Consider the following 23,802-nt stretch of genomic DNA (forward strand, 5'->3'; position numbering starts at 1 on the left):
CGAAGGGCTCCGACCGCAACTTGGAGTGGATCAAGCGATACGGTAGGGCGCAGCGTCCGTCGAGGCCGCCGAAATGTCCAATCGCGGACCGGATCGCCGACGCGGGGAAGCGGGTTGCAGTCCGGCGCAGCACGATCCCGGCGCGTCCCCGCTGTGATCGTCCTCGCCGAAGGGGCCGACAACAGGGAACGATCGCTATTCCTGCGCGTACCGCGCAAGCGCCGGGGCGTCGTTCACCTCGATCCTGTTGTACCCGCGCTGCAGCCAGGCTTTCCTTTCGAAGTCGCCGAGGCAGCGGTTCACCAGTTTGCGGGACACGTTGGACAATTGGCCGAGTTCGGTTTGCGACAGGCGGATGGTGCCTACTGGCGCACCGTCCCCGATGCAACGGATCAACACCGCGGCCACGCGTCGCGACGGGTCGGCGATCAGAAGGTCGTCGACCGCACGCAAAGCTAGGTTGGTGTTGATCAGCAACATCTGGCTGAACCGGCGTATCCACTCGGGATCCTCGGCGGCCAGCCTGTCCATCGCAACCAGCGGCAGATGGAAGAGCACGCTCGGGACGACCGCCTGAAGCCCTATGATCCGCGCCGACCGGCTGAGAAACGCGCCTTCGCCGTACCAGAGACCGGGCTGAGCAAGATGCGCGATCTTCGGGCCTGCGGGGCTTTCGGAGATGGAAACCGCGATTTGGCCTTTCAGAACCGCATAGCAGCCCCCCGGCGGATCCCCGACCGAGAACACCATTTCACCAACGTCGAAGGACTGCTCCCGACCCAGGCCGAGGACCGCGTCCTGAACGGCGACCGGCTGATGCGCAAGCCAGCCATTCGTCCTGAGCAAAGTCCGTGACACGAATTAAATCTACGGCTTTGTCCGGATGGGAACAATCGTTGTCGACGGGGGTGCTACCGTGACGGTTGTAACCTGCATTGTCCAACTGGGAGATGACCATATGAGATTGTTGTGTTTCGCGGCTGCGACAAGTCTCGCCTTGAGCGCCGGACTTGTCCAAGCGCAGGTGGCCGAGCGGCCGAACATCCTCGTGATCTGGGGGGACGACGTCGGATGGGCGAACCTATCGTCCTACAACCACGCGGTCATGGGGTATTCCACGCCCAACATCGACCGCATCGCGGAAGAGGGCATCCTCTTCACCGACCACTACGCGCAGCCAAGCTGTACCGCCGGACGCGCCGCCTTCATAACCGGCCAGTACCCGATCCGCTCGGGCATGACGACGGTCGGGCAACCCGGTTCGCCTCTCGGCCTGCAGGTCGAATCGCCGACGCTTGCGGAAGTGCTCAAGGCCGAAGGCTACAGGACCGGACAGTTCGGCAAGAACCATCTCGGCGACCGCAACGAGCACCTGCCGACCAACCACGGGTTCGACGAGTTTTTCGGCAACCTCTATCACCTCAACACGCAAGAGGAATCCGAACAGCGTGACTACCAGCGGTTCGCCGAGGAATACGCCGGATCGCTTGAAGCCTATGAAGAGCAGTTCGGCACCCGGGGCGTGCTGCACAGCTTCGCGACCGAGACGTTCGATGAAACCGAAAGCGAGCGGTTCGGCGTGGTGGGCAACCAGACCATCGAGGATACCGGACCGCTCACGCAAGAGCGGATGCACACCTTCGACAGCGAGGAGATGATCCCGAAGGCGCTCGACTTCATGGCCGCCTCGCAGGACGCGGGCGAGCCGTTCTTCGTCTGGATGAACACCAGCCGAATGCACCTTTACACCCGCCTGCGCGACGAAAGCCGCTATCTTGCCGAAGAGTTCACCTTCGAGGACGACTTCTACGGCTCTGGCCTCATCGAACATGATAACGACATCGGTCGCGTCCTCGACTGGCTCGACGAGCGCGGTCTGAGCGAGAACACGATCGTCTGGTACTCGACCGACAACGGGCCGGAACATTCCTCGTGGCCGCATGGCGGCACGACCCCGTTCCGCGGCGAGAAGATGACCACCTACGAAGGCGGGATCCGCGTACCTTCCATTATTCGCTGGCCGGGTAACATCCTTGAAGGTGCAACACTAAACGGCATGCAGGCGCATCAGGACATGTTCACCACGCTGGCGGCGGCAGCCGGGATCGAGGATCCGGTGACGCTGGTGCGCGAGGAGATGGACCAGTACATCGACGGGGTGAACAACCTTCCCTACTGGACCGGCGACGCCGAGCGGTCAGCGCGGACGCACATCTTTCACTACTACGAAAGCGTGCTGACAGCCGTCCGGATGGGCCCGTGGAAGTTCCACTTCTCCACCAAGGAAGACTACTACGCGAATGTCATTCCGCGTACTGTGCCGCTGGTCTTCAACATCCGCTCCGATCCCTACGAGAGCTACGACTCGTCTGATTCCTACGGCCACCTGATGCAGAAGGTATCCTGGCTGATCCAGCCGATGGGCGTGCTGATGGCCGAGCACCTGCAGTCCTTGGCCGATTACCCGCCGGTCCAGGGCGGGTCGTCCTTCGACATGTCCAACGTGGTCGAGGAGTTCATCAACAAGCCGCGGCAGTAGAGCGGTCTTCCGACAGATCCGGCCGGGGCATATCCCCGGCCGGACACCTGCCCACAGGCAAACTCACCCGGCCACCGGGTGCTTTGCCGCGGCCTGCAGACGTCATGTCGTATCGGAAGAGGAAATTCTGGTGGGCGACCCTGGAATCGAACCAGGCGTGCGTCTCCGCGAGGGAGTTACAGTCCCCTGCCACACCTTGCGGCCTGTCGCCCACCGTTCGCGCATTGCGCTGAACGTGGAGGCGTGATTACAAGCGGGGTCTCAGGGCGTCAAGGCGAAAACATGCGGGTTTCGGCGCCATTTCCGGGCGGGGTGAAGGCGATGAAAAAACCGAAGTGGGTAGTCCAGAAAGAGCAGGACAAGAAGGCCTCCGAGCGCGAGACGGTTTGGCTGTTCGGGCTGCACGCGGTGCGCGATGCGTTGGGCAATCCGCGGCGCGAGAAACTGCGGCTTTTCGTGACGCCGAACGCGCGCGACAAGCTGGAAAGCGCCATTGCCGCGGCGGGCATCGCCCCCGAGGTCGTCGATCCGCGCAAGTTCCGCGCGCCGATCGATCCCGGTTCGGTTCATCAGGGTGCCGTGCTCGAGGTCAAGCCGTTGTCCTGGGGCAGTCTTGCCGACGTCTGCATCGGGGCCGAAGCGCCGCGGGTGATCCTGCTCGACCGGGTGACCGATCCGCACAACGTCGGTGCCATCCTGCGCTCGGCCGAGGTGCTGGGCGCCTCGGCGGTGATCGGCACGCGGCATCATTCGGCGCCCGAAACCGGGGCGCTTGCCAAGACCGCAAGTGGGGCGCTCGAGCGCCAGCCCTATTTGCGGGTCCGCAACCTCGCCGACGCGATCCGCGAGCTTCAGGACATGGGGTATCTCGTGCTCGGCCTCGACGGGGAGGCGGAGCAAAGCGTCGAGGAGGCCGTGGCGGGGCGTCAGAACGGTGCGGTGGCGCTGGTTCTGGGCGCTGAGGGGCCGGGCCTGCGCGAAAAGACGCGGGAAACGGTCGATGCGCTGGTGCGCATCCGCGCGGCAGGACAGTTCGGCTCTCTCAACGTCTCGAACGCTGCGGCCATCGCACTCTACGCCAGCCGCACCGCGGAGGACGCGTGATACCGGGTACGGCAATCATGTCGCCACCGCGCACTGTTCGCGGCGCCCTGTGATCACGGATTCGCGACGTCCTCTTTTACCGCGCCGATAGCAACCTATCTTTCAAGTACATCGGCGGGCCCGGAACGCCTGTCGATCAAACTCTGTCCCTCGTTCCGTACCTGCAGCGCCCATGCTTAGAGCATCGGGCGCTCTTTTTTTCCAGAGGCTGCAAGGCTAGCCTGCACGCATGAGCTATTCCGACGACCTGTTGCGGACCATCCTGAAACGCACGCGGCGCATCGCGGTCGTGGGCGTGTCGATGAACCCGGTGCGGCCCAGCTACTACGTCGCGCGCTACCTGTCGCTAAAGGGATTCGAGATCGAGCCGGTCAATCCGGGTCACTCGGGAGCCGAGATCTTCGGGCGCAAAATCCATGCCAGCCTGTCGGAGATCGGCCAGCCGGTCGACATGGTCGACATCTTCCGGCGTTCGGAAGCCGTGCCGCCCATCGTCGACGCAGCACTTGAGGTCTTTCCCGACCTGCAGACGATCTGGATGCAGATCGGCGTCGAGAACGCGCAAGCCGCCGCCAAGGCCGAGGCGCGTGGGGTCACGGTGATCCAGAACCGCTGTCCGAAGATCGAGTATCAGCGCCTGTTCGGAGAGCTGCGCATGGGCGGTTTCGCAACCGGGGTGATTTCCTCGAAGCTCTGAGCGTCAGCCGCGCGCGGCTTTCTCGGCGAGGCCCGAGCGGGATTGGCGGCGTTCGAGTTCGGCCAGCACGTCCTCAAGCGGCACGTCGCGCGCGGCCAGCATGACAAGCAGGTGATAGAGCACGTCCGCGGCCTCGGCGGTCAGCGCGGAGCCGTCGCCTTTCACGGCCTCGATGATCGCCTCGACGGCTTCCTCACCGAATTTCTCGGCGCATTTCTCGGGGCCCTTGGCCAGCAGCTGCGCCGTCCAGCTTGTATCGGGATCGGCCGATTTGCGGGCAAGGATGGTGGCATAGAGATCGTCGAGGGTCATGTCAGCCTCACCGGGATGCCCGCACCGGCCATGTGCGCCTTGGCCTCGGCGATCGTGAACTCTCCGAAATGGAAGATCGAGGCGGCAAGAACGGCCGAGGCGCCGCCTTCGGTCACGCCTTCGACGAGATGATCGAGCGTGCCCACCCCGCCCGAGGCGATGACCGGCACGCTCACCGCGTCCGAGATCGCGCGCGTCAGCGGCAGGTTGAACCCGGCCTTGGTGCCGTCGCGGTCCATCGAGGTCAGCAGGATCTCACCCGCGCCCTTGGCGGTCACCGTTTCGGCAAATTCGACCGCGTCGATGCCCGTGGGCCGGCGGCCGCCGTGGGTGAAGATCTCCCACTTTCCGGGGCTGACGGTCTTGGCGTCGATGGCCACGACGATGCACTGGCTGCCGAACTGGTCGGCGGCCTCGGCCACCACATCGGGGTTGGCGACGGCGGCGGAGTTGAACGACACCTTGTCGGCTCCGGCGAGCAGCAGCGCGCGGACGTCGGCCACGGTGCGCACCCCGCCGCCGACGGTGAGCGGGATGTAGCAATGCTCGGCCGTGCGGGTGACGAGGTCGAACATCGTGCCGCGGTTCTCGTGGGTGGCGTGGATGTCGAGAAAGCACAGCTCGTCCGCGCCGGCCGCGTCATAGGCGACGGCGGCGTCCACCGGGTCGCCCGCGTCACGCAGGTCGACGAAGTTCACGCCCTTGACCACGCGGCCATCGGCCACGTCGAGGCAGGGGATGATGCGGGTCTTGAGCATGGCTCTCCTCTAGCGGGCAGATACCGGCGGAGCAAGCGTGGCAGGCGCTCAGGACTTGAGCGCGGCCAGCGCCTCGGCGAGGTCGATGGCGCCGTCGTAAAGCGCGCGGCCCGAGATCGCGCCCGAGATGACGCCGGTCTGCATCAGCGCGCGCAGATCGTCCAGTGAGGATACGCCGCCAGAGGCGATCACCGGGATCGACACGGCGCGGGCGAGGTCGGCGGTGGCCGCGACGTTCGGCCCGCCCATCGCCCCGTCGCGATTGATGTCGGTGTAGATGATCGCCGCCACGCCCGCGTCCTCGAAGCTGCGGGCCAGATCGGTGGCGTCCACGTCGGTTTCTTCGGCCCAGCCCTTGGTGGCGACGCGTCCGCCGCGTGCGTCGATGCCGACGGCGACCTGACCGGGAAACGCCTTTGCGGCCTCGCGCACGAGGTCCGGATTCTCGACCGCGACGGTGCCGAGGATCACCCGCGCAAGTCCTTTTTTGAGCCAGCGCTCGACGGTGGCCATGTCGCGGATGCCGCCGCCGAGCTGGGCGGGCACCTTGCAGGCGGCGAGGATCGCCTCGACCGGTGCCGCGTTGACCGGCTGCCCGGCGAAGGCGCCGTTGAGATCGACAAGGTGCAGCCATTCGCACCCCGCCTCCACGAAGGCCTGCGCCTGGGCCGCCGGGTCGTTATTGAAGACGGTCGACCGCTCCATATCGCCGTGAATGAGGCGCACGGCCTGGCCGTCCTTGAGATCGATGGCTGGGTAGAGGATCATCGGAGGCCGTCCTGTCGTTGGCGAATATCGTCGCCGCCGCTTCTGCACCGACGCTGCGGCATTTGCAACGCGACGTCGGGTCAGGCTTGCCCGGTCGCGGCCGTGCGGCAGTCTGACCCCAAGGAGGACCTGACCCATGAGAACGATTCTGATCGCCACCGTCGCGACCCTGAGCGCCACCGCGGCGCTGGCCGCCGACCCGATCTACGGCACCTGGCAGACCGCCAAGGACGACAACGGCAACTTCGGCCATATCGAGGTCGCGCCCTGCGGCGCCAAGATCTGCGGCACGCTCGTACGCTCGTACAATCCCGATGGCACGCAACTGCAGTCGCCGCATGTGGGGCGACAGATCATCTGGGACATGCAAGCCCAGGGCGGCGGCGCCTATGCGGGCGGCAAGGTCTGGTCGCCGGACCGCGACAAGACCTACAACTCCAAGCTCGCGCTTTCGGGTGACCAGTTGAAGGTGTCGGGCTGCGTCATCGGGATCTGCCGCGACGGCGGGACCTGGGTGCGAGTGAAGTAGGTAAAGACCCGGACGCCGCGACCTCGGGTTGCGGGCTCACGGCTTCCAGGACAGGAAGTTTGCGATCATCCGCAGCCCGGTCGCCTGGCTTTTTTCGGGGTGGAACTGCAGCCCGATCCGTGTCCCATTCCCGACGATGGCGGTGACCGGGCCGCCGTAGTCTACATGTGCGATGCGGTCACCCGGCGTGGTCAGCGCCATGTGGTAGGAATGCACGAAATAGGCGTGATCGCCTGATGTTACCCCGTCGAGCACGGGGTGGGGCGCGTCGATCACCAGATCGTTCCAGCCCATGTGCGGCACCTTGAGCGCGGGATCGTTGGGCGCGATGCGCACCACCTCGCCGTCGACCCAGGCCAGTCCGTCCGTATCCTCGTATTCGCGGCCCAGCCGCGCCATGAGCTGCATGCCGACGCAGATGCCCATGAACGGCCGGCCACGCTCTTCGACGGCTTCGCGCATCGCGGCGTAAAGCCCGCCCTGGCCCTTGAGTGCCGCCATGCAGGCCGGAAAAGCCCCGTCGCCGGGCAGCACGATCCGGTCGGCCTGGGCCACGACCTCGGCGTCTGAGGTCACGATGACCTCGCCGGCATCCACCTCGCGCGCCATGCGTTCGAACGCCTTGTGCGCCGAGTGCAGGTTGCCGCTTTCGTAGTCGATCAGGACCGTGTGCATCGGTCAGAGCGCGCCCTTGGTCGACGGAATCTCGCCCGACTTGCGCGGATCGGTTTCGACCGCCTGGCGCAGGGCGCGGGCCACGGATTTGAATGTGGCCTCGGCGATGTGGTGGCTGTTGATCCCGTGCAGCGCATCGACATGCAGCGTGATCCCGCCGTGGGTCGAAAGCGCCTGAAAGAACTCGCGCACCAGTTCGGTGTCGAACGTGCCGATCTTGGGCGTCGGCAGGTCGACGTTCCAGACCAGGAACGGCCGCCCGGACAGGTCTAAGGCCGTGCGCACCAGCGCGTCGTCCATCGCCAAAAGGCACGACCCGTAGCGCACGATCCCGCGCTTGTCGCCTAGTGCTGCGGCAACGGCCTGGCCGAGTGCGATGCCGGTGTCCTCTACGGTGTGGTGATCGTCGACGTGCAGGTCGCCCTTGGCGCGCACCGTGATGTCGATCAGCGAATGCCGGGCCAACTGGTCGAGCATGTGGTCGAAGAAACCGACGCCGGTCTCGATGTCATAGCGCCCCGAGCCGTCGAGGTCGACGCTGACGGAAATCTCCGTCTCTGCGGTGGCGCGGGTGATGGAGTGGCTGCGCATGGGATCTGCCTCGTCTTCAATCGGCGCCCTTATAACAGTCGCGCGAGCGCCGCCAAGGTGCGAGATCGGGGATTGCGGCGCATGTGCCGGATGTGCCAGCCTGCGGCGACGGGCCGTGCCGGTCCGCAACCCGGAAAGGCCCGCATGTCGAGTTGCGTTTTCATCCAGATCCGCTGCAAGCCGGGAACCACTTACAAGGTCGCCGAGGATATCGCCCTGCGGGAAATCCACTCAGAACTCTATTCGACGAGCGGCGACTTCGACCTGCTGATGAAGCTCTACATCCCGAAGGATGCCGACGTGGGCAAGTACATCAACGACCATCTGCTCGACATCGAGAACATCGAGCGTTCGCTGACAACGATGACCTTCAAGGTCTTCTGAGCGTGCGCCGGCTTCTTCTCTGTCTCGCCGTGTGCGTCGCGCCGCCCGTGCTGGCGGCCCAGGAATCCGCCGGCAAGGTCTATTCCGGGCGCGAGGCCTCGGCGCTGCGCTGTGCCAATGCGATGGCCTTCACCGCTGTCGCGCTCGACAGCGTGGGCGCGCTGGCCCCCGGCGAAAAGGACGTGATGCTGGGCGTCACCATTCGCATCCTCGAACGTCATGTCAGCGGGACATGGGAGCAGAAGAAGCAGGCGCTTGCCGTGATCCGCGACCGCCACGATCCGCAGGACACGCTCGACGACTTCCGGCGCTACGCCGAAAGCTGCCTGAAGGAATTCCCGATCAACTGAATGGTGCGGCACGTTCCGGTCTGCGCTCTCCGGAACATGCGCGATCGGCCGCGGACCGGCGTCTCGCCGGAAGAGACCGTCTGTCGTCGAATTTGCGAGGTGGTGTCCGAAACGCGGCCGAAAAACAGAAAGGGCCGCGTCAGCGGCCCTCTGCATGTCCCACTTCGGGTGGGAAAATTGGAGCGGGCGATGAGATTCGAACTCACGACCCTTACCTTGGCAAGGTAATGCTCTACCCCTGAGCTACGCCCGCATCCTTGGGTGAGGCGTCAGATACCGACAGGCGGCAGGGGCCGCAAGAGGAAATTTGCGGCTGTTCGGAATTTCAGCGCAATCGTCCGGGGTGCCTTGGCGTCAGCTGGGCGCAATCGGCAGGCCCACCGCCCGCGCTTCAGATATTTTCGCGACCGATTCGACCACAAATAGCCGCGAAAACCGGCGCGCATCTCAAAGGTGTGCGGGCTTGCACGACATTTTGGCAAGAAAAAGGCGGAATGATGCACGCATCGGGTGAATATTGTGTTTATGCCTTTCCTTGGTGCCGCATCCGCTCTAATTTGCTGGCAGGACGTAACGATTATTTTGAGGTAATCATGAAACGGAGTCTGACCCTCGCGTGCGTGCTGTCATTGATGGCGACCGCCGCTTTTCCCTCTTCGGTCGGTTTTTCTGCGCGTGTCAGCGGCAAGGCTGATGCGCCCAAATTCAAGATCATCAACACCAGCGATGCCGCGCGAATTAAGTCGATCACTGTCGTGATGGGCGACAAGTCCTATGAGTTCGACCGCGTCGGCGCGCTGCGCGAGAGCTTCGGCGGCAAGACGAAGCTCAAGAAGGGCAGCACCAAGAACGGCAAGGGCGGGACCAACAAGGTCAAGGCCAAGTTCCGCGGCTTCGGTGCGGGTGAGCACATCAAGTTCAAGGGCGAGATCGACGAGGACGGAAGGGCCTCGACCACCGAGAACTACCGCAAGACCCTGTTCAAGAAGGGCAAGGTCATCGTCAAGTTCTCTGATGGCACCAAGCTCAAGCAGAAGCTGACGGTCAAGAAGGCCGAGGGCGACAAGACGCGCAAATCCAAGAGCTACAAGTTCGCCAAGAATACCTACATCGACAGCGATCCGCTGGCCATCGTCGGCGTGCGTCCGGGTGGCAGCAATGGTGGTGCCGGTGGCGCATTCGGTGGCGGAAGCAACGGCGGCACAATCCCGGGGACCGACCTGATCGCGATGGGCGGCGGCTCGGAAGGTGGATCGAAGGTCGAACTGGTTCCAAACCCGTTGCCGGCCGGTGGCCTGCTGGCGCTCTCCGGTCTCGGCGCGCTGGCGATGATGCGTCGCCGCCGTCGGAAGAGCTGACGCCGCTTCAAAGCATTTAGGAAAGACCCGGCTTCGGCCGGGTCTTTTTGTTTGCGTCTTCCTCCGGCGCGTACTGGATCAGGTCCCAGCGATTGCCGAAGGGGTCGCCAAAAACCGCCACGATCCCGTAAGGCTCTCGGCGCGGTTCTTCCTCGAAAGCGACCTCCGCGGCGCGAAAACGGGCGTGATCGCGGGCGAAGTCATCGGTTTCGAGAAACAGCCAGACGCGCCCGCCACCCTGTTCTCCGACCGCGGCGCGCTGGCGCGCGGTCCGGGCTTCAGCCAGAACGATCTTCGTACCGCCGCCCGGCGGGCAGATCACGATCCAGCGCTTGTCGCCTTGCGGCACGTCCTGCACGACGCTGAACCCCAGTTTCTCGACATAGAATTCCAGGCCCGACGCGTAGTCGGGGACCAGAATCGAAACCGCATTCAGGCGCATGCCCGCCTCCCTTCTTGCCAACTGTTCCGCCGGAAACTGGAACAGAGGACACCCCGTCGCAAGCGCGGCATCAAATTGCCGCATTTCGACACTAATCGGATACGGTTCGCGCAGCACCGGCTTGTTCTGTCAAAGCCGAAGCAGCGCGGCCGGCGGAGGTAACAAGTGAAAGGCATCGCCATGACCATCCATAAAAGTCTGCGGGCGCTCGGAGTAACCCTCATGCTCTCGGGAGCCCTCGGACTGACGATTAACACCGCGCTCGTGGATGTCGCCCATGCGAAGGGCAACGGTGGCGGTAAGGGCGGCGGCAACGGCGGTGGCAAAGGCGGCGGTAACGGCGGCGGCAAAGGTGGTGGCAAGGGCGCGTCCGGCGAGAACGGAAAGTCGGGCAAGAGCGGAGCCAGCCGTGGCAAAAGCGGCGGTTCCAAGGGCGGCAACGGCTGGGGCCGGTCCGGCAAGTCCGATCGTGGCACCAAGTCTGGCAAGGGGTTGCTGGGCAGCCTGTTCTCCAAGCCGTCGAAATCCGAGCGGATTAACCGCGGCCAGGCCAAGAAATCAGGCAGCGGCGTCGCGCGCACCACGTCCGCACGCACGAAGCCGTCGAGGGCCCCGACGAAATACGCCACCGCGACCTCGACCCGGCCGTCGCTTCGGCCCGGACACACGAAGCGACCGGGCCGTTACGCTGCGGAACTTGGCCCGCTGAACGCGGCTCACGCCAATATCAACGGTCTCAGGAATGCCGCTCCCAACAGCATGCCGGGGCGTCTCAACACCTATCGCGAGGCGGTACTGGCACAGCGCGCAACCGGCCCTGTCCTCGGACTTGCAGCTACCACGCTGAGCGGCGCTCAGACCGACGCGCTCGTGGCTCAGCAGTCGCTGCTGTCGGCGCAGGAAGAGGTCGCCCTCGCGCAGGCCGCTGTTGCCGCGGCGACCCCGGGCACGCAGGAGGAGGCTGATGCGATCGCGCGGCTCGATTCGGCGCGGGCGCAGGCGGCGCTGGCCGCCGACACTGTCGTCGAGACCGATGCCGCGCTGACGGCTGCGCAGGTCGACTTCGACTTGGCCGAGATGGCCGTGGCGGATGCGGATCAGAAGGTCGAGGAAAGCTTTGCCGCGCTGCCCGGGTCGGCCGACCTTTCGGACGGCGCCAAGTCGCACCTCGACGGTCTTCTGGGGCTGTCGCCCGACATTGACCCGGACGTGCCGGACGACGGCCGGTCGGCGGATGACGACGCCGCTGCGCCGGACACCGATGGCGAAGAGACCGGGGACGGCGATGTCGCTACCGAAGACGGCGCAGACGGCGTCCTAGACGAAGACGCGCCCGTCGCCGACGAAAGTGGCGATCCCGACGCGCAGGAAGAGCCCGCGCACGATTCGGAACTTGCGGAGGGCGACGCCGAGGCCGAGAACGAAGACGAAGACGAAACGCTTGTTTCGTTGAACTGACCCTGCCGGACACCGAAGGCGCGCCCTGACTTTGGCGCGCCTCGCCTTTTCAGCCGTCCAGTTCGACCAGAAGGTCCTTGGCGTCGATCTGTGCGCCCGGCGTGACATGCACGGCCTTGATCACCGCGTCGCGCTCGGCGTGGATGCCGGTCTCCATCTTCATCGCCTCGATGGTCAGCAGCAGGTCTCCGGACTTGACCTCCTTGCCCTCTTGCGCGGCAACCGAGGCCACAACCCCGGGCATCGGCGCGCCGACATGGGCGGAATTGCCCAGCTCGGCCTTCGGGCGCTGCGCGGTCGTGGCCTTGACCGCCCGGTTCGGCACCCGGATGACCCGGGGCTGACCGTTGAGCTCGAAGAACACCCGGACATCACCATCAGGGTTGGTCTCGCCCACCGCCTGCAGCCGGATTTCCAGCGTCTTGCCGGGGTCGATCTCGGCCGAGATCTCCTCGCCCGGTTCCATGCCGTAGAAGAACGTCTTTGTCGGAAGCGCCCGGACCGGTCCGTAGGTCCGGTGACGGCCCATGTAGTCGAGAAAGACCTTGGGATACATCAGGTAGCCGCTGAGATCCTCGTCGTCGACCTCCTTGCCTTCCATCGCCTCGGACGCTTCGCGGCGCAGCGCTTCGAGGTCGGCAGGCGGCAGATGCTTTCCGGGACGTTCGGTGTTGGGCTTCTCGTCCTTGAGGACCTTCTTCACGATCCGGTCGGGGAAGCCGCCCGGCGGCTGGCCGAGGTTGCCGCGCATCATGTCGATGACCGAATCCGGGAAGGAGACGTCCTTTTTCGGATCCTCGACCTCTTCGCGGCTCAGGCCCTGCGTGACCATCATCAGCGCCATGTCGCCCACAACCTTCGACGACGGCGTCACCTTGACGATGTCGCCGAACATCTTGTTGACCTCGGCATAGGTGCGCGCCACCTCGGGCCAGCGTTCCGACAGGCCGAGGCTTGCCGCCTGCGCCTTGAGGTTGGTGAACTGCCCGCCGGGCATTTCGTGCAGGTAGACCTCGGAGGAGGGCGCCTGCATGCCGGATTCGAACGCTTCGTAATGGGCGCGGACCTCTTCCCAGTAGTCCGAGACCTCGCGCACCGCACCCATGTCGAGCCCGGTATCGCGGTCGGTGTGCCGCAGCGCCTCGACCACCGAGCCGAGCGTCGCCTGCGAAGTATTGCCGGAAAACGCGTCCATCGCGCAGTCGACCGCATCGACCCCAGCCTCGGAGGCGGCGAGGATCGTGGCGCAGGCAACGCCAGCGGTGTCGTGCGTGTGAAAATGGATCGGCAGGCCGACCTCGGATTTCAGAGCCCGGACCAACTGTCGCGCGGCCGACGGTTTCAGCAACCCGGCCATGTCCTTAAGCCCGAGAATATGGGCGCCCGCGTCGCGCAGCTCCTTGCCCATCTCGACGTAGTACTTCAGCGAGTACTTGGCCCGGTCCGGGTCGAGGATATCGCCGGTGTAGCAGATCGTTCCTTCGCAGATCTTGTTGTTCTCGATCACCGCGTCCATCGCGACGCGCATGTTCTCGACCCAGTTCAGGCTGTCGAAGACGCGGAACACATCGACGCCGGTAACCGCGGCCACGCGCACGAATTCCTGCACCACGTTGTCGGGATAGTTGGTGTAGCCGACCCCGTTGGAGCCGCGCAGCAGCATCTGGGTCATCAGGTTCGGCATGGCCGCGCGCAGATCGCGCAGCCGCTGCCAGGGGCATTCCTGCAGGAAACGGTAGGCCACGTCGAAGGTGGCCCCGCCCCAGCACTCGACCGAGAAAAGCTGCGGCAGGTTGGCCGCATAGGCCGGCGCGATGCGGATCATGTCGATCGAGCGCATGCGCGTCGCCAGAAGCGACTGGTGCCCGTCGCGCATCGTTGTGTCGGTGATCAGCAACTGGCGTTGCTGGCCCAGCCAGTCGGCGACCGCCTGCGGGCCTTTCTGTTCCAGCAGGTTGCGCGTGCCCATGCGCGGAGAGCTTTCGCGCAAGCGGGGCGGCGTCGGGTCCTTGGCATGGGCCGGGCGCGGCGTCTCCTTGGTCTCGGGGTGTCCGTTCACGGTCACGTCGGCGATATAGGTCAGGACCTTGGTGCCGCGGTCGCGGCGGCGCGAGAACTGGAAAAGCGCGGGCGTCTCGTCGATGAACTTGGTCGTGTAGGTGTTGTCGAGAAACGTCGGGTGTTTGAGCAGGTTCTCGACGAAGGCGATGTTGGTCGACACGCCCCGGATGCGGAACTCGCGCAGCGCCCGGTCCATGCGCGCGATCGCGGCCTCGGGCGTCTGCGCCTTGGCGGTCACCTTGACCAGCAGCGAGTCATAGTAGCGCGTGATCACGCTGCCCGAATAGGCCGTGCCGCCGTCGAGGCGGATGCCCATGCCGGTCGCCTCGCGGAAGGCGGTGATGCGCCCGTAGTCGGGAATGAAGTTGTTCTGCGGGTCCTCGGTGGTGATCCGGGTCTGCAGCGCGTGGCCGGTGAGCTTCACCTCGTCCTGGGTGGCCTTGCCGGTCGCCTCGGCGATGGTCTTGCCCTCGGCGATCAGGATCTGTGCCTGCACGATATCAATGCCCGTGACTTCCTCGGTCACGGTATGCTCGACCTGGACCCGCGGGTTGACCTCGATGAAGTAGAATTTCTCGTCGGCCATATCCATCAGGAACTCGACCGTGCCGGCGCATTCGTAATCGACATGGGCGCAGATCTTGCGCCCGAGCTCGCAGATCTCGGCGCGCTGTTCTTCGGTGAGGTAGGGCGCCGGGGCGCGTTCCACGACCTTCTGGTTGCGGCGTTGGACCGAGCAGTCGCGCTCGTAGAGGTGATACATCCCGCCGTGCTTGTCGCCGAGGATCTGCACCTCGACATGCCGCGCCCGCTGGATCATCTTCTCGAGGTAGCCCTCGCCATTGCCGAACGCCGCCTCGGCCTCGCGCCGGCCCTCCAGAACCTTCTCCTCGAGCTCGGCTTCCCTGAGGATCGGGCGCATGCCGCGCCCGCCGCCGCCCCAGCTGGCCTTGAGCATCAGCGGATAGCCGATCTCGGCAGCCTCCTTGCGGATCTTGTTCATGTCGCTGCCCAGCACCTCGGTCGCCGGGATCACCGGCACGCCGGCCTCGATCGCGACGCGTCGGGCCGAGGCCTTGTCGCCGAGCGCGCGCATGGTCTCGGCTTTCGGTCCGATGAAGGTGATGCCGTTCTTGACGCAGGCGTCGACGAAATCGGGGTTCTCGGAGAGAAGCCCGTAGCCCGGATGGATCGCGTCGGCGCCCGAGGCCTTGGCCACCCGGATCATCTCGTCGATGGCGAGATAGGCCGCGACCGGTCCCAACCCCTCGCCGATGCGGTAAGCCTCGTCGGCCTTGAACCGGTGCAGGCCGAGTTTGTCCTCTTCGGCGTAGACCGCGACCGTCTTCTTGCCCATCTCGTTGGCGGCCCGCATGATACGAATGGCGATCTCGCCGCGGTTGGCAATCAGGATCTTGCGGAATTCGGTCATGGCTCGCCTCGGTTCGGCGGGTCGGCCGGCGCATGGCGACCCGGGACAATGCAGGGGCTGCGGCACCCGCCGGAACCGCCGGTGCTGCAACGCGGCAATCGTGTCGGGTTTTTCGCGGACTGTCCAGCGGAAGGCGCCGGGCGGGGTTGCACCAGCTCAGCCCAGCGTGGTCGGGGCCGGCAAACTCCTGAGGTCGCGCGCACCGAGTTGGCCCATGTTCGCGGCAAGGTCGCGCGACAACAGAGATACCAGATGGTCGATGCCCTCCGGCCCCAGTGCCGCCAGTGCGAAATGAAAGGCCCGGCCCATCATCACGTAATCAGCCCCGAGGGCGAAGGCCCGCAGGATGTCGAGACCGGTCTCGAAACCGCTGTCGATGATCACCGGCAGCTTGGTCGCGGCGCGGATACCCGCGAGCGCTTCGATGGTCGCGGGGGCGGCGTCGAACTGGCGACCGGCGTGGTTCGAGATCCAGATCGCATCGACGCCCGCCGCTTCGAGACGGGTGGCGTCATCGGGGCGCATGACGCCCTTGATCATCAGCGGGCCCTGCCAGTGGTCGCGCAGCCAGTCGACGTAGTCCCAGTCGGGGCTGGTGCGCAGCAGGTAGCCGGCATGGGCGGTCGAGGCGAGGCTGGTTGCGGTCGCGTCGGTGTACTTGTCGAGCATGCGCATGCGCGGCATGCCGGTGCGCAGGGTGGCCAGCGCCCAGGCCGGGCGCAGAGCGACCTGTGCCAACAGGCGCGGCGTGAGGCGTGGCGGTTGCGTGAGGCCGGACCGGGTCTGGCGTTCGCGGCGCGAGGCCACCGGCACGTCGACGGTAAGCACGAGGCCGGTGAAGCCCGCGTCGCGGGCCCGGGCCAGCATGTCCTGGCGGATCTCGGGGTCGCGTGGCGGGTAGAGCTGGAACCAGGCCTGCGGGCCGAGGTCGGCGGCGACATCCTCGGGCATCCGGCTGGCGACGGTCGACATGCAGTAGGGAATGCTCGCGCGCGCCGCGGCCCGGGCGAGATGATGTTCGGCGTCGGGCCAGATCAGCCCCGACATGCCCACCGGTGCGACGCCGAAGGGCAGCGGCAGGTCCCGTCCGAAAAGCCGGGTGCCGAGATCGGGCGTGAACTCGCCGTGCAGGACCGAGGGCATCAGACCGACGCGGTCGAGCGCCATCCGGTTGCGCGACTTCGTCGCCTCGGTCCCGGTGCCCGAATCGAGATATTCCCAGACGAATTTCGGAACCCGCCCGCGGGCCCGGGTGCGCAGGTCGGACAAGGCGGGGTAGCGGCTGTCGGCGGTCATGCCGACCAGAATGCCCAGATTGCGCGGCTTGTCCATCGTCGCAGGCGGGCGCGCGGCCTGACAGGGCGGGAGCCTCCGGCGGGGATATTTTCGAACCAGAGAGGGGACGTGCCGTGTCTGGCTGACCACGGGGCGTAGCCCATGCGACCCGACGTCCGATGGCGCCGAAACGGTCGGAACAAAAACCGAACGTGACTTTTCTCCGATCGCCCGGCGGGGTAGGGTGCGGGCATGAGCACATTCGACGATACCGATGCCTTCGAAGGCGCGTCGCTGTCGGCGCGCGCGATGGCGGCGCGACCGGCGCCCTACCTCGACGGGCTGAACCCGGCGCAGCGCGCCGCGGTCGAGCAGCTCGACGGTCCGGTGCTGATGCTGGCCGGGGCCGGGACCGGCAAGACCCGCGCGCTGACCGCGCGGATCGTTCACTTGCTGAACACCGGGCGGGCGCGGCCCAACGAGATCCTCGCGGTGACCTTCACCAACAAGGCCGCGCGCGAGATGAAGGACCGCGTGGGCCGAATGCTGGGGCAGACGGTGGAAGGCATGCCGTGGCTCGGCACCTTTCACGCGATCTGCGTCAAGCTGCTGCGCCGGCACGCGGAGCTGGTCGGGCTGAAGTCGAACTTCACCATCCTCGATACCGACGACCAGATCCGGCTGCTGAAGCAGTTGATCGCGGCCGAGAACATCGACGACAAGCGCTGGCCGGCGCGCCAGATCGCCGCGATCATCGACGGCTGGAAGAACCGGGCGCTGACGCCAGAGAAGGTGCCCTCGGGCGAGGCAGGGGCCTACAATCACCGCGGCACCGAGATCTACGCCCAGTACCAGCGTCGCCTGCGCGAGCTCAACGCGGTGGATTTCGGCGACCTGCTGCTGCACATGGTCGGCATTTTCCAGGCCCATGAAGACGTGCTGGAACAATACCGGCGCTGGTTCGCCTACATCCTCGTGGACGAGTACCAGGACACCAATGTCGCGCAGTACCTCTGGCTGCGGCTGCTGGCGGGCGGGCATCGCAACATCTGCTGCGTCGGGGACGATGACCAGTCGATCTATGGCTGGCGCGGCGCCGAGGTGGGCAACATCCTGCGCTTCGAGAAGGATTTCCCGGGTGCGAAGGTGGTGCGGCTGGAGCAGAATTACCGCTCGACCCCGCATATCCTCGCTGCAGCTTCCGGCGTGATCGCGGCCAACGAGGGCCGGCTGGGCAAGACGCTCTGGACCGAGGCCGAGGCGGGCGAAAAGGTCCGGCTGATCGGCAACTGGGACGGCGAAGAAGAGGCGCGCTGGATCGGCGAAGAGATCGAGGCGATGCAGGGCGGCACCCGCGGGTTGCGCAAGATGTCGCTCGACGACATGGCGATCCTGGTGCGCGCGAGCCACCAGATGCGCGCCTTCGAGGATCGGTTCCTGACCATCGGCTTGCCGTATCGCGTCATCGGCGGTCCGCGCTTCTACGAGCGCATGGAGATCCGCGACGCGATGGCCTATTTCCGGGTCGTGGTCAGCCCCGAGGACGACCTCGCCTTCGAGCGGATCGTGAACACGCCGAAGCGCGGGCTGGGCGACAAGGCGCAGCAGAAGATTCAGACGACGGCGCGGCGCGAGGGGCTGAGCCTCGTCGAAGGCGCACGGCGCCTGGTCGAGGACCGCGAGATCGGCGGCAAGGGCGGCGTGGCCTTGATGCACCTTGTCGAGGGCATCGACCGCTGGGGCCGGATGCTGAACGATCGCGACCTCGGCCATGTCGAGCTGGCCCAGATCATCCTCGACGAATCGGGCTACACCGAGATGTGGCAGAACGACAAGACGCCCGAGGCGCCGGGCCGGCTGGAGAACCTCAAGGAACTGGTCAAGGCGCTCGAAGAATTCGAGAACCTGCAGGGGTTTCTCGAACACGTCAGCCTGATCATGGACAATGACAAGGGCGATGCGGACGAGAAGGTGTCGATCATGACCCTTCACGCGGCCAAGGGGCTCGAGTTTCCGGCCGTGTTCCTGCCCGGCTGGGAAGATGGGCTTTTCCCCTCGCAACGCTCGATGGATGAAAGCGGGCTCAAGGGGCTCGAGGAAGAGCGGCGGCTTGCCTATGTGGGGATCACCCGGGCCGAGGAGGTCTGCACGATCAGCTTTGCCGCCAACCGCCGGGTCTTCGGGCAATGGCAATCCTCGATGCCGTCGCGGTTCATCGACGAGTTGCCGCCCGAGCATGTCGAGGTGCTGACCCCGCCGGGTCTCTACGGCGGCGGATACGGCGCCGCTGCCCCGCAGTCGACGCTGCATGACCGCGCGGCCGAGGCCAATGTCTACAATTCTCCGGGCTGGAAGCGGATGCAGCAGCGCGGCAGCGCGCGGCCGGTGAGCCAGCCGCGCGAGGCGCGCAACACCGTGATCGACCTGACCGCCGTCTCGAGCTTCGACATGGGCGAGCGGGTGTTTCACCAGAAATTCGGCTACGGCGCGATCATCGGGATCGAGGGCGACAAGCTCGAGATCGATTTCGAGAAGGCCGGTGTCAAGAAGGTCGTGGCCAAGTTCGTGACCGGCACCGACGATATCCCGTTCTGACCGGCGCGACCGCGCCGGTTTTCTGATCCGCACGTCTGACGCAAACGAAAACGGCGGTTCCCGGGAGGAGGGAACCGCCGCCGTCGTGATCCGCGGGGTCAGGGAGGAGAATTCCCCGCAGGGTATTCTTGCGACGCGATCTGCGCCGCCGAGAATGCGATCCGGCGGCTTCCCAGGGAGGAGGAGGGGAGCCGCCGGTGCATTCCACCGCGGGATCAGGGAGGAGGAGGATCCCCGCGGTGTTCCTGCGGCCGAAGCCGCCTTGTCTTGCAGCGCGGCGGTTCCCGGGAGGAGGATGGGAACCGCCGCTGCTGTGCACCGCGGGGCTGGGAGGAGGAGAGCCCCGGCGATGTGTCTTGGCGCGTCTGGCGCCTGCTGTCTCGGGCGCGGCGATCCCGAAGGGAGGAGGGGATCGCCGCTGCCATGCACCGCGGGGTCAGGGAGGAGGAGGATCCCGCGGTTTTGTCTGCGGCTGGTCTGCCGCTGTGTTCGCAGTGACGGCGGTTCCGAGGGAGGAGGATGGAACCGCCGTCGCCATGCGCATCCGGGCAAGGGAGGAGGAAAGCCCGGTAGCGTCTGGGTGCAGCCCTAAGGCTGCGGTGTCAGGGGCGACGACATCAGGGAGGAGGAAGATGTCGCCGCCTATTTACAGACATCCCAGGGAGGAGGAGGGGAATGCCTGATCCGTATTCTGTGTGCTCAGCCCTTGAGGCCGGCCGCTTCTAGCGCCACCTGGCGAAGCTGCGAACGATGAAGGCCGAGGTCGGCCAGCTCGCGGTTGCTCAGAGCGTGCAGTTCGTTGAACGTCGCGCGGTAGACCCGGCGCTTTGCCTGGCGCTCGGCTGCGGCTTCGAAGAAGGTTGCGGAGTAGGCGAAGGCACGCTCCAGCAGGCTGGAGGAGTTCGCCGCGGTGTTTGTCATGTAGGCCATGTCGATTGCCTCTGGTTCTCTTGTTCTGTTGCCCTCCATAATTAGGCGATTGCTGCAGCTGCACAATAGACACCTGATCAATGCTGCCATGCAGCGAACGCATGGGGATGTTGCGTCATTTTATCGTTGCAAGCGAACAGTTTACCTAGGGTTCGCTGCACTGCTGCGTTAGCGATAACCAATGCCGCGAGAAGTGGCGGGACCGAGGAGAAAATGGGCATGATGTTAACACGCGAGGACATTCTCGAGGCCTTGTCGCAGGTGCGCCTGCCCGATGGCCGCAGCCTGGTCGAGCACGATCTGATTCGTGCCGTCACCCTCGAGGGCGGTGCCGTGCGCTTCGTGATCGAGGCGCCCGACCCGGATATGGCTGCGCAGCTCGAGCCGGCGCGACAGGCCGCTGAGGAAGTCGTGCGCAACCTAGAAGGCGTGAGTTCGGTCTCGGCCATGCTGACCGCACACGGTCCGGCGAAACCGGCGCCTTCGCTCAAGGTAGGCGGGCACCCAAAGGCCCAGTCCGGCCCGATCCGGCCCGCGGGCGTCGCCCGCATCCTTGCGGTCGCGTCCGGCAAGGGCGGCGTCGGAAAATCCACCGTGGCATCCAACCTCGCTGTGGCTCTGGCGCGCGCCGGGCGCCGGGTCGGGCTGCTCGACGCGGATATATACGGTCCGAGCCAGCCGCGCATGATGGGGGCCTCGGGGCGGCCGGCAAGCCCGGACGGCAAGACCATCATCCCGCTCGAGGCGCATGGGGTGAAGCTGATGTCCATCGGTTTCATGGTCGAGGAGGGCAAGGCCGTGGTCTGGCGTGGTCCGATGCTGATGGGGGCCTTGCAGCAGATGCTGGGTCAGGTGGAGTGGGGCACGCTCGACGTTCTGATCGTCGACCTGCCGCCCGGAACAGGCGACGTCCAGCTGACGCTCTGCACCAAGGCCGAACCAAGCGGCGCGATCGTGGTCAGCACGCCGCAGGACGTGGCGCTTATCGACGCGCGCAAGGCGATGGACATGTTCGCAACCCTGAAGACGCCAGTGTTGGGCCTGATCGAGAACATGAGCCTTTTCGTCTGCCCCGAGTGCGGCCACGAGGCGCATATCTTCGGTCACGGCGGCGTCGCCCACGAGGCCGAACGGCTCGGCTTGCCGCTGCTCGGTACGTTGCCGATCGACCTCGACACCCGGCTTGCCGGGGATTCGGGAACGCCAGTGGCCGCGCAGGGCGGGCCGGTTGCAGAAGCTTATGCGCGTATCGCCGAAGGGCTCGTGAAGGGCGGCATGGCCTGACAGTGTCGCCAACGCGTTTGCCCAAGGATATCGCAAGGGCCTGCGATTGACGTTGCGGTCCCAGCCCCGTTAGGCCTGTAGCGCAGCGCCCACGCGTATCGCGGGGCAGAGGTCGGAAAGGACCGCCATGACCGCGACCGTGCTCGATCTCATCGGCAATACGCCCCTTGTGGAGCTTCGCCGCTGCTGGAGCGGACCCGGCCGCATTCTCGCCAAGGCCGAGTTCATGCAGCCGGGCGGCAGCGTCAAGGACCGCGCCGCCAAGGCCATACTGCAGGCCGCGCGCAGCGATGGGCGCTTGTCGCCGGGCATGCCGGTGGTCGAAATGACCAGCGGCAACATGGGGGCGGGGCTTGCGGTCGTCTGTGCCGCGCTCGGCCATCCGTTTGTCGCGACGATGTCGGCCGGAAACAGCCCTGCGCGGGCGCGCATGATGGAAGGTCTCGGGGCCGAGGTCGTGCTCGTGCCGCAGGTCGACGGCTGTCCGGGGCAGGTCACCGGGGCCGACATCGCAGCGGCGGCTGAAGCGGCTGTCCGCATCGCGCGGGACCGCGGCGGTTTCCTGGTCGACCAGTTCAACGCGCCCGAAGGCGTCGCCGCCCATAAGGAGACCGGGCGCGAGATCGCGCGGCAGGCCGGGCATGTCGATGCCTGGGTTGCGAGCGTCGGCACCGGCTGCACGTTCATCGGCGTCGCCCGGGCGCTGAAGGCGATCGACGCCCAGACTCTGTGCGCTGCCATCGAACCTGTCGGCAGCGAACCGCTTGCAGGCGGAGATCTCTCCAAGCCGCGGCATCTTCTGCAGGGCACCGGCTACGGCGTAGCACCGCCGCAATGGGATCCCGACCTGATGGATCTCGGACTTTCGGTCACCGACGAGGAGGCCGAGGCGTGGAAGCACCGCCTTGGCGCGGACGAGGGGCTTTACGTCGGCTATTCCGCCGCCGCCAACGTCTGTGCGGCGGCCAAGCTGCTGGGCTCCGGCCGGCTCGAAGCTGGAGCGACGGTGGCGACTGTGCTGTGCGACACGGGTCTCAAGTATTGAACTGACCGGAATTGCCGGGTCCGCCGGTCGCGCCGCGCACCCGTGCGGGCGGCGCATGGGAATTCACGGGACGGATGGGAAACGATGGGACGGCGCTCCGCCAGCCGTCGTGATGCGGCCTCAATCCGAATCAAATTTCCTCGATTCGGCTTGAATCTTCCCGCACATGACCGGGGTTTTTTCAGAACGAAAGCCGAACAAACGACTGACCATCGTATGTGGGTAGAAGTTTTTTGGGAAATCGTGGGAAGTTTGTGCCCAGCACATCCTGCATCTATATATTGTGTCTTTCAGTGTAAGGTTTGTCTAATTGAGCGATTTTTGCAGCGTTTTTTGCAGCATGGCTACGCGCAGCTGCTTGTGGATATCTCTAGGGAAAACAACTGGCAGGCAAATTTTCATTGTCAGACCATGAATTCCCATAGTATCCCTAATGCATCGGATGAAAACGACACGGGGCACCAAACGACCCCACACTCACAAAAGCTAGAGCAGGTTTCATACAGGCTAATCGCTTTCATCAGACCAAAGAGATCCGGCGCGCGGGCGAGCAGACATCCCCCCAGATGGCGCGTGCAGCTGGACCTACCCGCACAGCGGGACGAGGGCGGCGGGTTGATCATAGCAGCAGATCAACCCGCCGTTTCCATATTCAGGGCGGGGCGATGCGGGGGAACCCGCAAGGGTCTCGCGGAACAGGGACGGGACGGTGAGCCGCAGGTTCAGAGGCGAAGGGACTCACAAGGTCGATGGCAAGGGGCGGGTGTCCATCCCGGCCTCTTTTCGGCGTGTGATCGAAGCCTCCGATCCGAACTGGGAGACCGGGAAGGCGCCTGAACTCGTCATCGTCTACGGGGATCACCGCCGCAACTTCCTCGAATGCTACACGATGGAGGCCATCGAGGAGGTCGACGCCAAGATCGCGGCGCTGCCGCGCGGATCCAAGAACCGCAAGATTCTCGAACGCCTGTTCAACGGGCAGTCGTTTCCGACCTCGATCGACGACACCGGGCGTCTCGTGCTCCCGGCCAAGCTGCGGTCGAAGATCGGGCTCGACAACGAAGCCTTCTTCATCGCCGCCGGCGACACCTTCCAGATCTGGCACCCCGACACCTACGAGACTGAGGAACAGGCCGACACCGAGGCATGGCTGGACGATCAGCCGGAAGATTTCGATGTCCTGGAGCTTCTGGATGGCGCGCAGGGGGGCTGAAC

22 protein-coding genes and 2 tRNA genes are annotated in these 23,802 nt (G+C 65.5%); 12 read left to right on the forward strand and 12 right to left on the reverse strand.

What is annotated here, in order from left to right:
• Nucleotides 1-195 precede the first annotated feature (195 nt).
• Nucleotides 196-858, reverse strand: a complete 663-nt coding sequence (locus tag R5H30_RS05465) for a Crp/Fnr family transcriptional regulator (RefSeq protein ID WP_318327063.1) — start codon at nt 856-858, stop codon at nt 196-198.
• A 100-nt stretch (nt 859-958) separates the two neighbouring features.
• Between R5H30_RS05465 and R5H30_RS05470 the strand changes: the two genes are divergently transcribed.
• Nucleotides 959-2,539, forward strand: coding sequence for an arylsulfatase (locus R5H30_RS05470; protein WP_318327064.1), 1,581 nt, complete (start codon nt 959-961; stop codon nt 2,537-2,539).
• Between the two features lie 128 nt (nt 2,540-2,667).
• Here R5H30_RS05470 and R5H30_RS05475 read toward each other — a convergent pair.
• Nucleotides 2,668-2,751, reverse strand: a tRNA-Tyr gene (locus tag R5H30_RS05475).
• A gap of 109 nt (nt 2,752-2,860) precedes the next feature.
• On the opposite strand from R5H30_RS05475, the gene rlmB reads away from it, so the two are divergent.
• The gene (gene rlmB, locus R5H30_RS05480) at nt 2,861-3,643 is read left to right on the forward strand and encodes a 23S rRNA (guanosine(2251)-2'-O)-methyltransferase RlmB (protein WP_318327066.1); all 783 of its coding nucleotides are present in this window, start codon (nt 2,861-2,863) and stop codon (nt 3,641-3,643) included.
• A 229-nt stretch (nt 3,644-3,872) separates the two neighbouring features.
• Complete coding sequence (locus tag R5H30_RS05485) at nt 3,873-4,340, forward strand: CoA-binding protein (RefSeq protein ID WP_318327067.1); 468 nt, start codon at nt 3,873-3,875, stop codon at nt 4,338-4,340.
• A 3-nt stretch (nt 4,341-4,343) separates the two neighbouring features.
• Here the strand turns inward: R5H30_RS05485 and R5H30_RS05490 are convergent, their stop codons facing one another.
• The 3 genes from R5H30_RS05490 to hisA are packed head-to-tail and all read right to left on the reverse strand — an operon-like array spanning nt 4,344 to nt 6,178.
• Nucleotides 4,344-4,652, reverse strand: a complete 309-nt coding sequence (locus R5H30_RS05490) for a phosphoribosyl-ATP diphosphatase (RefSeq protein WP_318327068.1) — start codon at nt 4,650-4,652, stop codon at nt 4,344-4,346.
• Nucleotides 4,649-5,410: an imidazole glycerol phosphate synthase subunit HisF gene (gene hisF / locus R5H30_RS05495; RefSeq protein ID WP_318327069.1), complete on the reverse strand. Its 762-nt coding sequence runs from the start codon at nt 5,408-5,410 to the stop codon at nt 4,649-4,651. The genes R5H30_RS05490 and hisF overlap by 4 nt, the downstream gene beginning before the upstream one ends.
• 48 nt (nt 5,411-5,458) lie before the next feature.
• A complete protein-coding gene (gene hisA, locus R5H30_RS05500; RefSeq protein ID WP_318327070.1) occupies nt 5,459-6,178 on the reverse strand; it encodes a 1-(5-phosphoribosyl)-5-[(5-phosphoribosylamino)methylideneamino]imidazole-4-carboxamide isomerase in 720 nt (239 codons plus the stop codon).
• Between the two features lie 136 nt (nt 6,179-6,314).
• On the opposite strand from hisA, the gene R5H30_RS05505 reads away from it, so the two are divergent.
• On the forward strand, nt 6,315-6,707 hold the full coding sequence (locus tag R5H30_RS05505) for a DUF2147 domain-containing protein (RefSeq protein ID WP_318327071.1): 393 nt from the start codon (nt 6,315-6,317) through the stop codon (nt 6,705-6,707).
• Nucleotides 6,708-6,743: 36 nt separating this feature from the next.
• Here R5H30_RS05505 and hisH read toward each other — a convergent pair whose 3' ends face one another.
• A complete protein-coding gene (gene hisH / locus R5H30_RS05510) occupies nt 6,744-7,382 on the reverse strand; it encodes an imidazole glycerol phosphate synthase subunit HisH (RefSeq protein WP_318327072.1) in 639 nt (212 codons plus the stop codon).
• Between the two features lie 3 nt (nt 7,383-7,385).
• Nucleotides 7,386-7,973 (reverse strand): imidazoleglycerol-phosphate dehydratase HisB, encoded by a 588-nt coding sequence (hisB, locus tag R5H30_RS05515; protein ID WP_318327073.1) that lies wholly within the window; start codon nt 7,971-7,973, stop codon nt 7,386-7,388.
• Nucleotides 7,974-8,117: 144 nt separating this feature from the next.
• Between hisB and R5H30_RS05520 the strand changes: the two genes are divergently transcribed.
• Nucleotides 8,118-8,357, forward strand: a complete 240-nt coding sequence (locus tag R5H30_RS05520; RefSeq protein ID WP_318327074.1) for an Lrp/AsnC ligand binding domain-containing protein — start codon at nt 8,118-8,120, stop codon at nt 8,355-8,357.
• 2 nt (nt 8,358-8,359) lie between these two features.
• Nucleotides 8,360-8,707 carry a hypothetical protein gene (locus R5H30_RS05525; RefSeq protein WP_318327075.1) on the forward strand — a complete coding sequence of 116 codons (348 nt, stop codon included), beginning with the start codon at nt 8,360-8,362 and terminating at the stop codon, nt 8,705-8,707.
• A gap of 178 nt (nt 8,708-8,885) precedes the next feature.
• Here the strand turns inward: R5H30_RS05525 and R5H30_RS05530 are convergent.
• Nucleotides 8,886-8,960, reverse strand: a tRNA-Gly gene (locus tag R5H30_RS05530).
• A 241-nt stretch (nt 8,961-9,201) separates the two neighbouring features.
• Here R5H30_RS05530 and R5H30_RS05535 point away from each other — a divergent pair.
• Nucleotides 9,202-10,065, forward strand: coding sequence for a hypothetical protein (locus R5H30_RS05535; protein ID WP_318327077.1), 864 nt, complete (start codon nt 9,202-9,204; stop codon nt 10,063-10,065).
• A 16-nt stretch (nt 10,066-10,081) separates the two neighbouring features.
• On the opposite strand, the gene R5H30_RS05540 is transcribed toward R5H30_RS05535, so the two are convergent.
• Nucleotides 10,082-10,507 (reverse strand): VOC family protein, encoded by a 426-nt coding sequence (locus tag R5H30_RS05540; protein WP_318327078.1) that lies wholly within the window; start codon nt 10,505-10,507, stop codon nt 10,082-10,084.
• Nucleotides 10,508-10,729: 222 nt separating this feature from the next.
• Between R5H30_RS05540 and R5H30_RS05545 the strand changes: the two genes are divergently transcribed.
• Complete coding sequence (locus R5H30_RS05545; RefSeq protein ID WP_318327079.1) at nt 10,730-11,965, forward strand: hypothetical protein; 1,236 nt, start codon at nt 10,730-10,732, stop codon at nt 11,963-11,965.
• 49 nt (nt 11,966-12,014) lie between these two features.
• On the opposite strand, the gene R5H30_RS05550 is transcribed toward R5H30_RS05545, so the two are convergent.
• Nucleotides 12,015-15,458 carry a pyruvate carboxylase gene (locus R5H30_RS05550; protein WP_318327080.1) on the reverse strand — a complete coding sequence of 1,148 codons (3,444 nt, stop codon included), beginning with the start codon at nt 15,456-15,458 and terminating at the stop codon, nt 12,015-12,017.
• Between the two features lie 156 nt (nt 15,459-15,614).
• The gene (locus R5H30_RS05555; RefSeq protein ID WP_318327081.1) at nt 15,615-16,754 is read right to left on the reverse strand and encodes an alpha-hydroxy acid oxidase; all 1,140 of its coding nucleotides are present in this window, start codon (nt 16,752-16,754) and stop codon (nt 15,615-15,617) included.
• A gap of 231 nt (nt 16,755-16,985) precedes the next feature.
• Between R5H30_RS05555 and R5H30_RS05560 the strand changes: the two genes are divergently transcribed.
• A complete protein-coding gene (locus R5H30_RS05560) occupies nt 16,986-19,328 on the forward strand; it encodes an ATP-dependent helicase (RefSeq protein WP_318327082.1) in 2,343 nt (780 codons plus the stop codon).
• A 699-nt stretch (nt 19,329-20,027) separates the two neighbouring features.
• Here the strand turns inward: R5H30_RS05560 and R5H30_RS05565 are convergent.
• Complete coding sequence (locus R5H30_RS05565) at nt 20,028-20,258, reverse strand: DUF1127 domain-containing protein (protein WP_318327083.1); 231 nt, start codon at nt 20,256-20,258, stop codon at nt 20,028-20,030.
• 219 nt (nt 20,259-20,477) lie between these two features.
• Between R5H30_RS05565 and R5H30_RS05570 the strand changes: the two genes are divergently transcribed.
• From R5H30_RS05570 to mraZ, 3 genes are all read left to right on the forward strand, one after another.
• Complete coding sequence (locus R5H30_RS05570) at nt 20,478-21,542, forward strand: Mrp/NBP35 family ATP-binding protein (protein WP_318327084.1); 1,065 nt, start codon at nt 20,478-20,480, stop codon at nt 21,540-21,542.
• Between the two features lie 127 nt (nt 21,543-21,669).
• Nucleotides 21,670-22,587: a PLP-dependent cysteine synthase family protein gene (locus R5H30_RS05575; protein WP_318327085.1), complete on the forward strand. Its 918-nt coding sequence runs from the start codon at nt 21,670-21,672 to the stop codon at nt 22,585-22,587.
• A 709-nt stretch (nt 22,588-23,296) separates the two neighbouring features.
• Entirely contained in the window at nt 23,297-23,800 is a 504-nt protein-coding gene (mraZ, locus tag R5H30_RS05580; protein ID WP_318327086.1) for a division/cell wall cluster transcriptional repressor MraZ, read from the forward strand.
• Nucleotides 23,801-23,802: the final 2 nt, after the last annotated feature.

The organism is Roseobacter sp. FCG-D35 (assembly GCF_033436665.1).
GTDB lineage: Bacteria > Pseudomonadota > Alphaproteobacteria > Rhodobacterales > Rhodobacteraceae > JAWQFO01.

Bases quoted from the DNA above. Each gene is read 5' to 3' on its own strand.
- R5H30_RS05470 (WP_318327064.1), top strand. From the start codon at position 959: ATGAGATTGTTGTGTTTCGCGGCTGCGACAAGTCTCGCCTTGAGCGCC.
- rlmB (WP_318327066.1), top strand. From the start codon at position 2,861: ATGAAAAAACCGAAGTGGGTAGTCCAGAAAGAGCAGGACAAGAAGGCC.
- R5H30_RS05485 (WP_318327067.1), top strand. From the start codon at position 3,873: ATGAGCTATTCCGACGACCTGTTGCGGACCATCCTGAAACGCACGCGG.
- R5H30_RS05490 (WP_318327068.1), bottom strand. From the start codon at position 4,652: ATGACCCTCGACGATCTCTATGCCACCATCCTTGCCCGCAAATCGGCC.
- hisF (WP_318327069.1), bottom strand. From the start codon at position 5,410: ATGCTCAAGACCCGCATCATCCCCTGCCTCGACGTGGCCGATGGCCGC.
- hisA (WP_318327070.1), bottom strand. From the start codon at position 6,178: ATGATCCTCTACCCAGCCATCGATCTCAAGGACGGCCAGGCCGTGCGC.
- R5H30_RS05505 (WP_318327071.1), top strand. From the start codon at position 6,315: ATGAGAACGATTCTGATCGCCACCGTCGCGACCCTGAGCGCCACCGCG.
- hisH (WP_318327072.1), bottom strand. From the start codon at position 7,382: ATGCACACGGTCCTGATCGACTACGAAAGCGGCAACCTGCACTCGGCG.
- hisB (WP_318327073.1), bottom strand. From the start codon at position 7,973: ATGCGCAGCCACTCCATCACCCGCGCCACCGCAGAGACGGAGATTTCC.
- R5H30_RS05520 (WP_318327074.1), top strand. From the start codon at position 8,118: ATGTCGAGTTGCGTTTTCATCCAGATCCGCTGCAAGCCGGGAACCACT.
- R5H30_RS05535 (WP_318327077.1), top strand. From the start codon at position 9,202: ATGATGCACGCATCGGGTGAATATTGTGTTTATGCCTTTCCTTGGTGC.
- R5H30_RS05540 (WP_318327078.1), bottom strand. From the start codon at position 10,507: ATGCGCCTGAATGCGGTTTCGATTCTGGTCCCCGACTACGCGTCGGGC.
- R5H30_RS05545 (WP_318327079.1), top strand. From the start codon at position 10,730: ATGCTCTCGGGAGCCCTCGGACTGACGATTAACACCGCGCTCGTGGAT.
- R5H30_RS05550 (WP_318327080.1), bottom strand. From the start codon at position 15,458: ATGACCGAATTCCGCAAGATCCTGATTGCCAACCGCGGCGAGATCGCC.
- R5H30_RS05555 (WP_318327081.1), bottom strand. From the start codon at position 16,754: ATGACCGCCGACAGCCGCTACCCCGCCTTGTCCGACCTGCGCACCCGG.
- R5H30_RS05560 (WP_318327082.1), top strand. From the start codon at position 16,986: ATGAGCACATTCGACGATACCGATGCCTTCGAAGGCGCGTCGCTGTCG.
- R5H30_RS05565 (WP_318327083.1), bottom strand. From the start codon at position 20,258: ATGGCCTACATGACAAACACCGCGGCGAACTCCTCCAGCCTGCTGGAG.
- R5H30_RS05570 (WP_318327084.1), top strand. From the start codon at position 20,478: ATGATGTTAACACGCGAGGACATTCTCGAGGCCTTGTCGCAGGTGCGC.
- R5H30_RS05575 (WP_318327085.1), top strand. From the start codon at position 21,670: ATGACCGCGACCGTGCTCGATCTCATCGGCAATACGCCCCTTGTGGAG.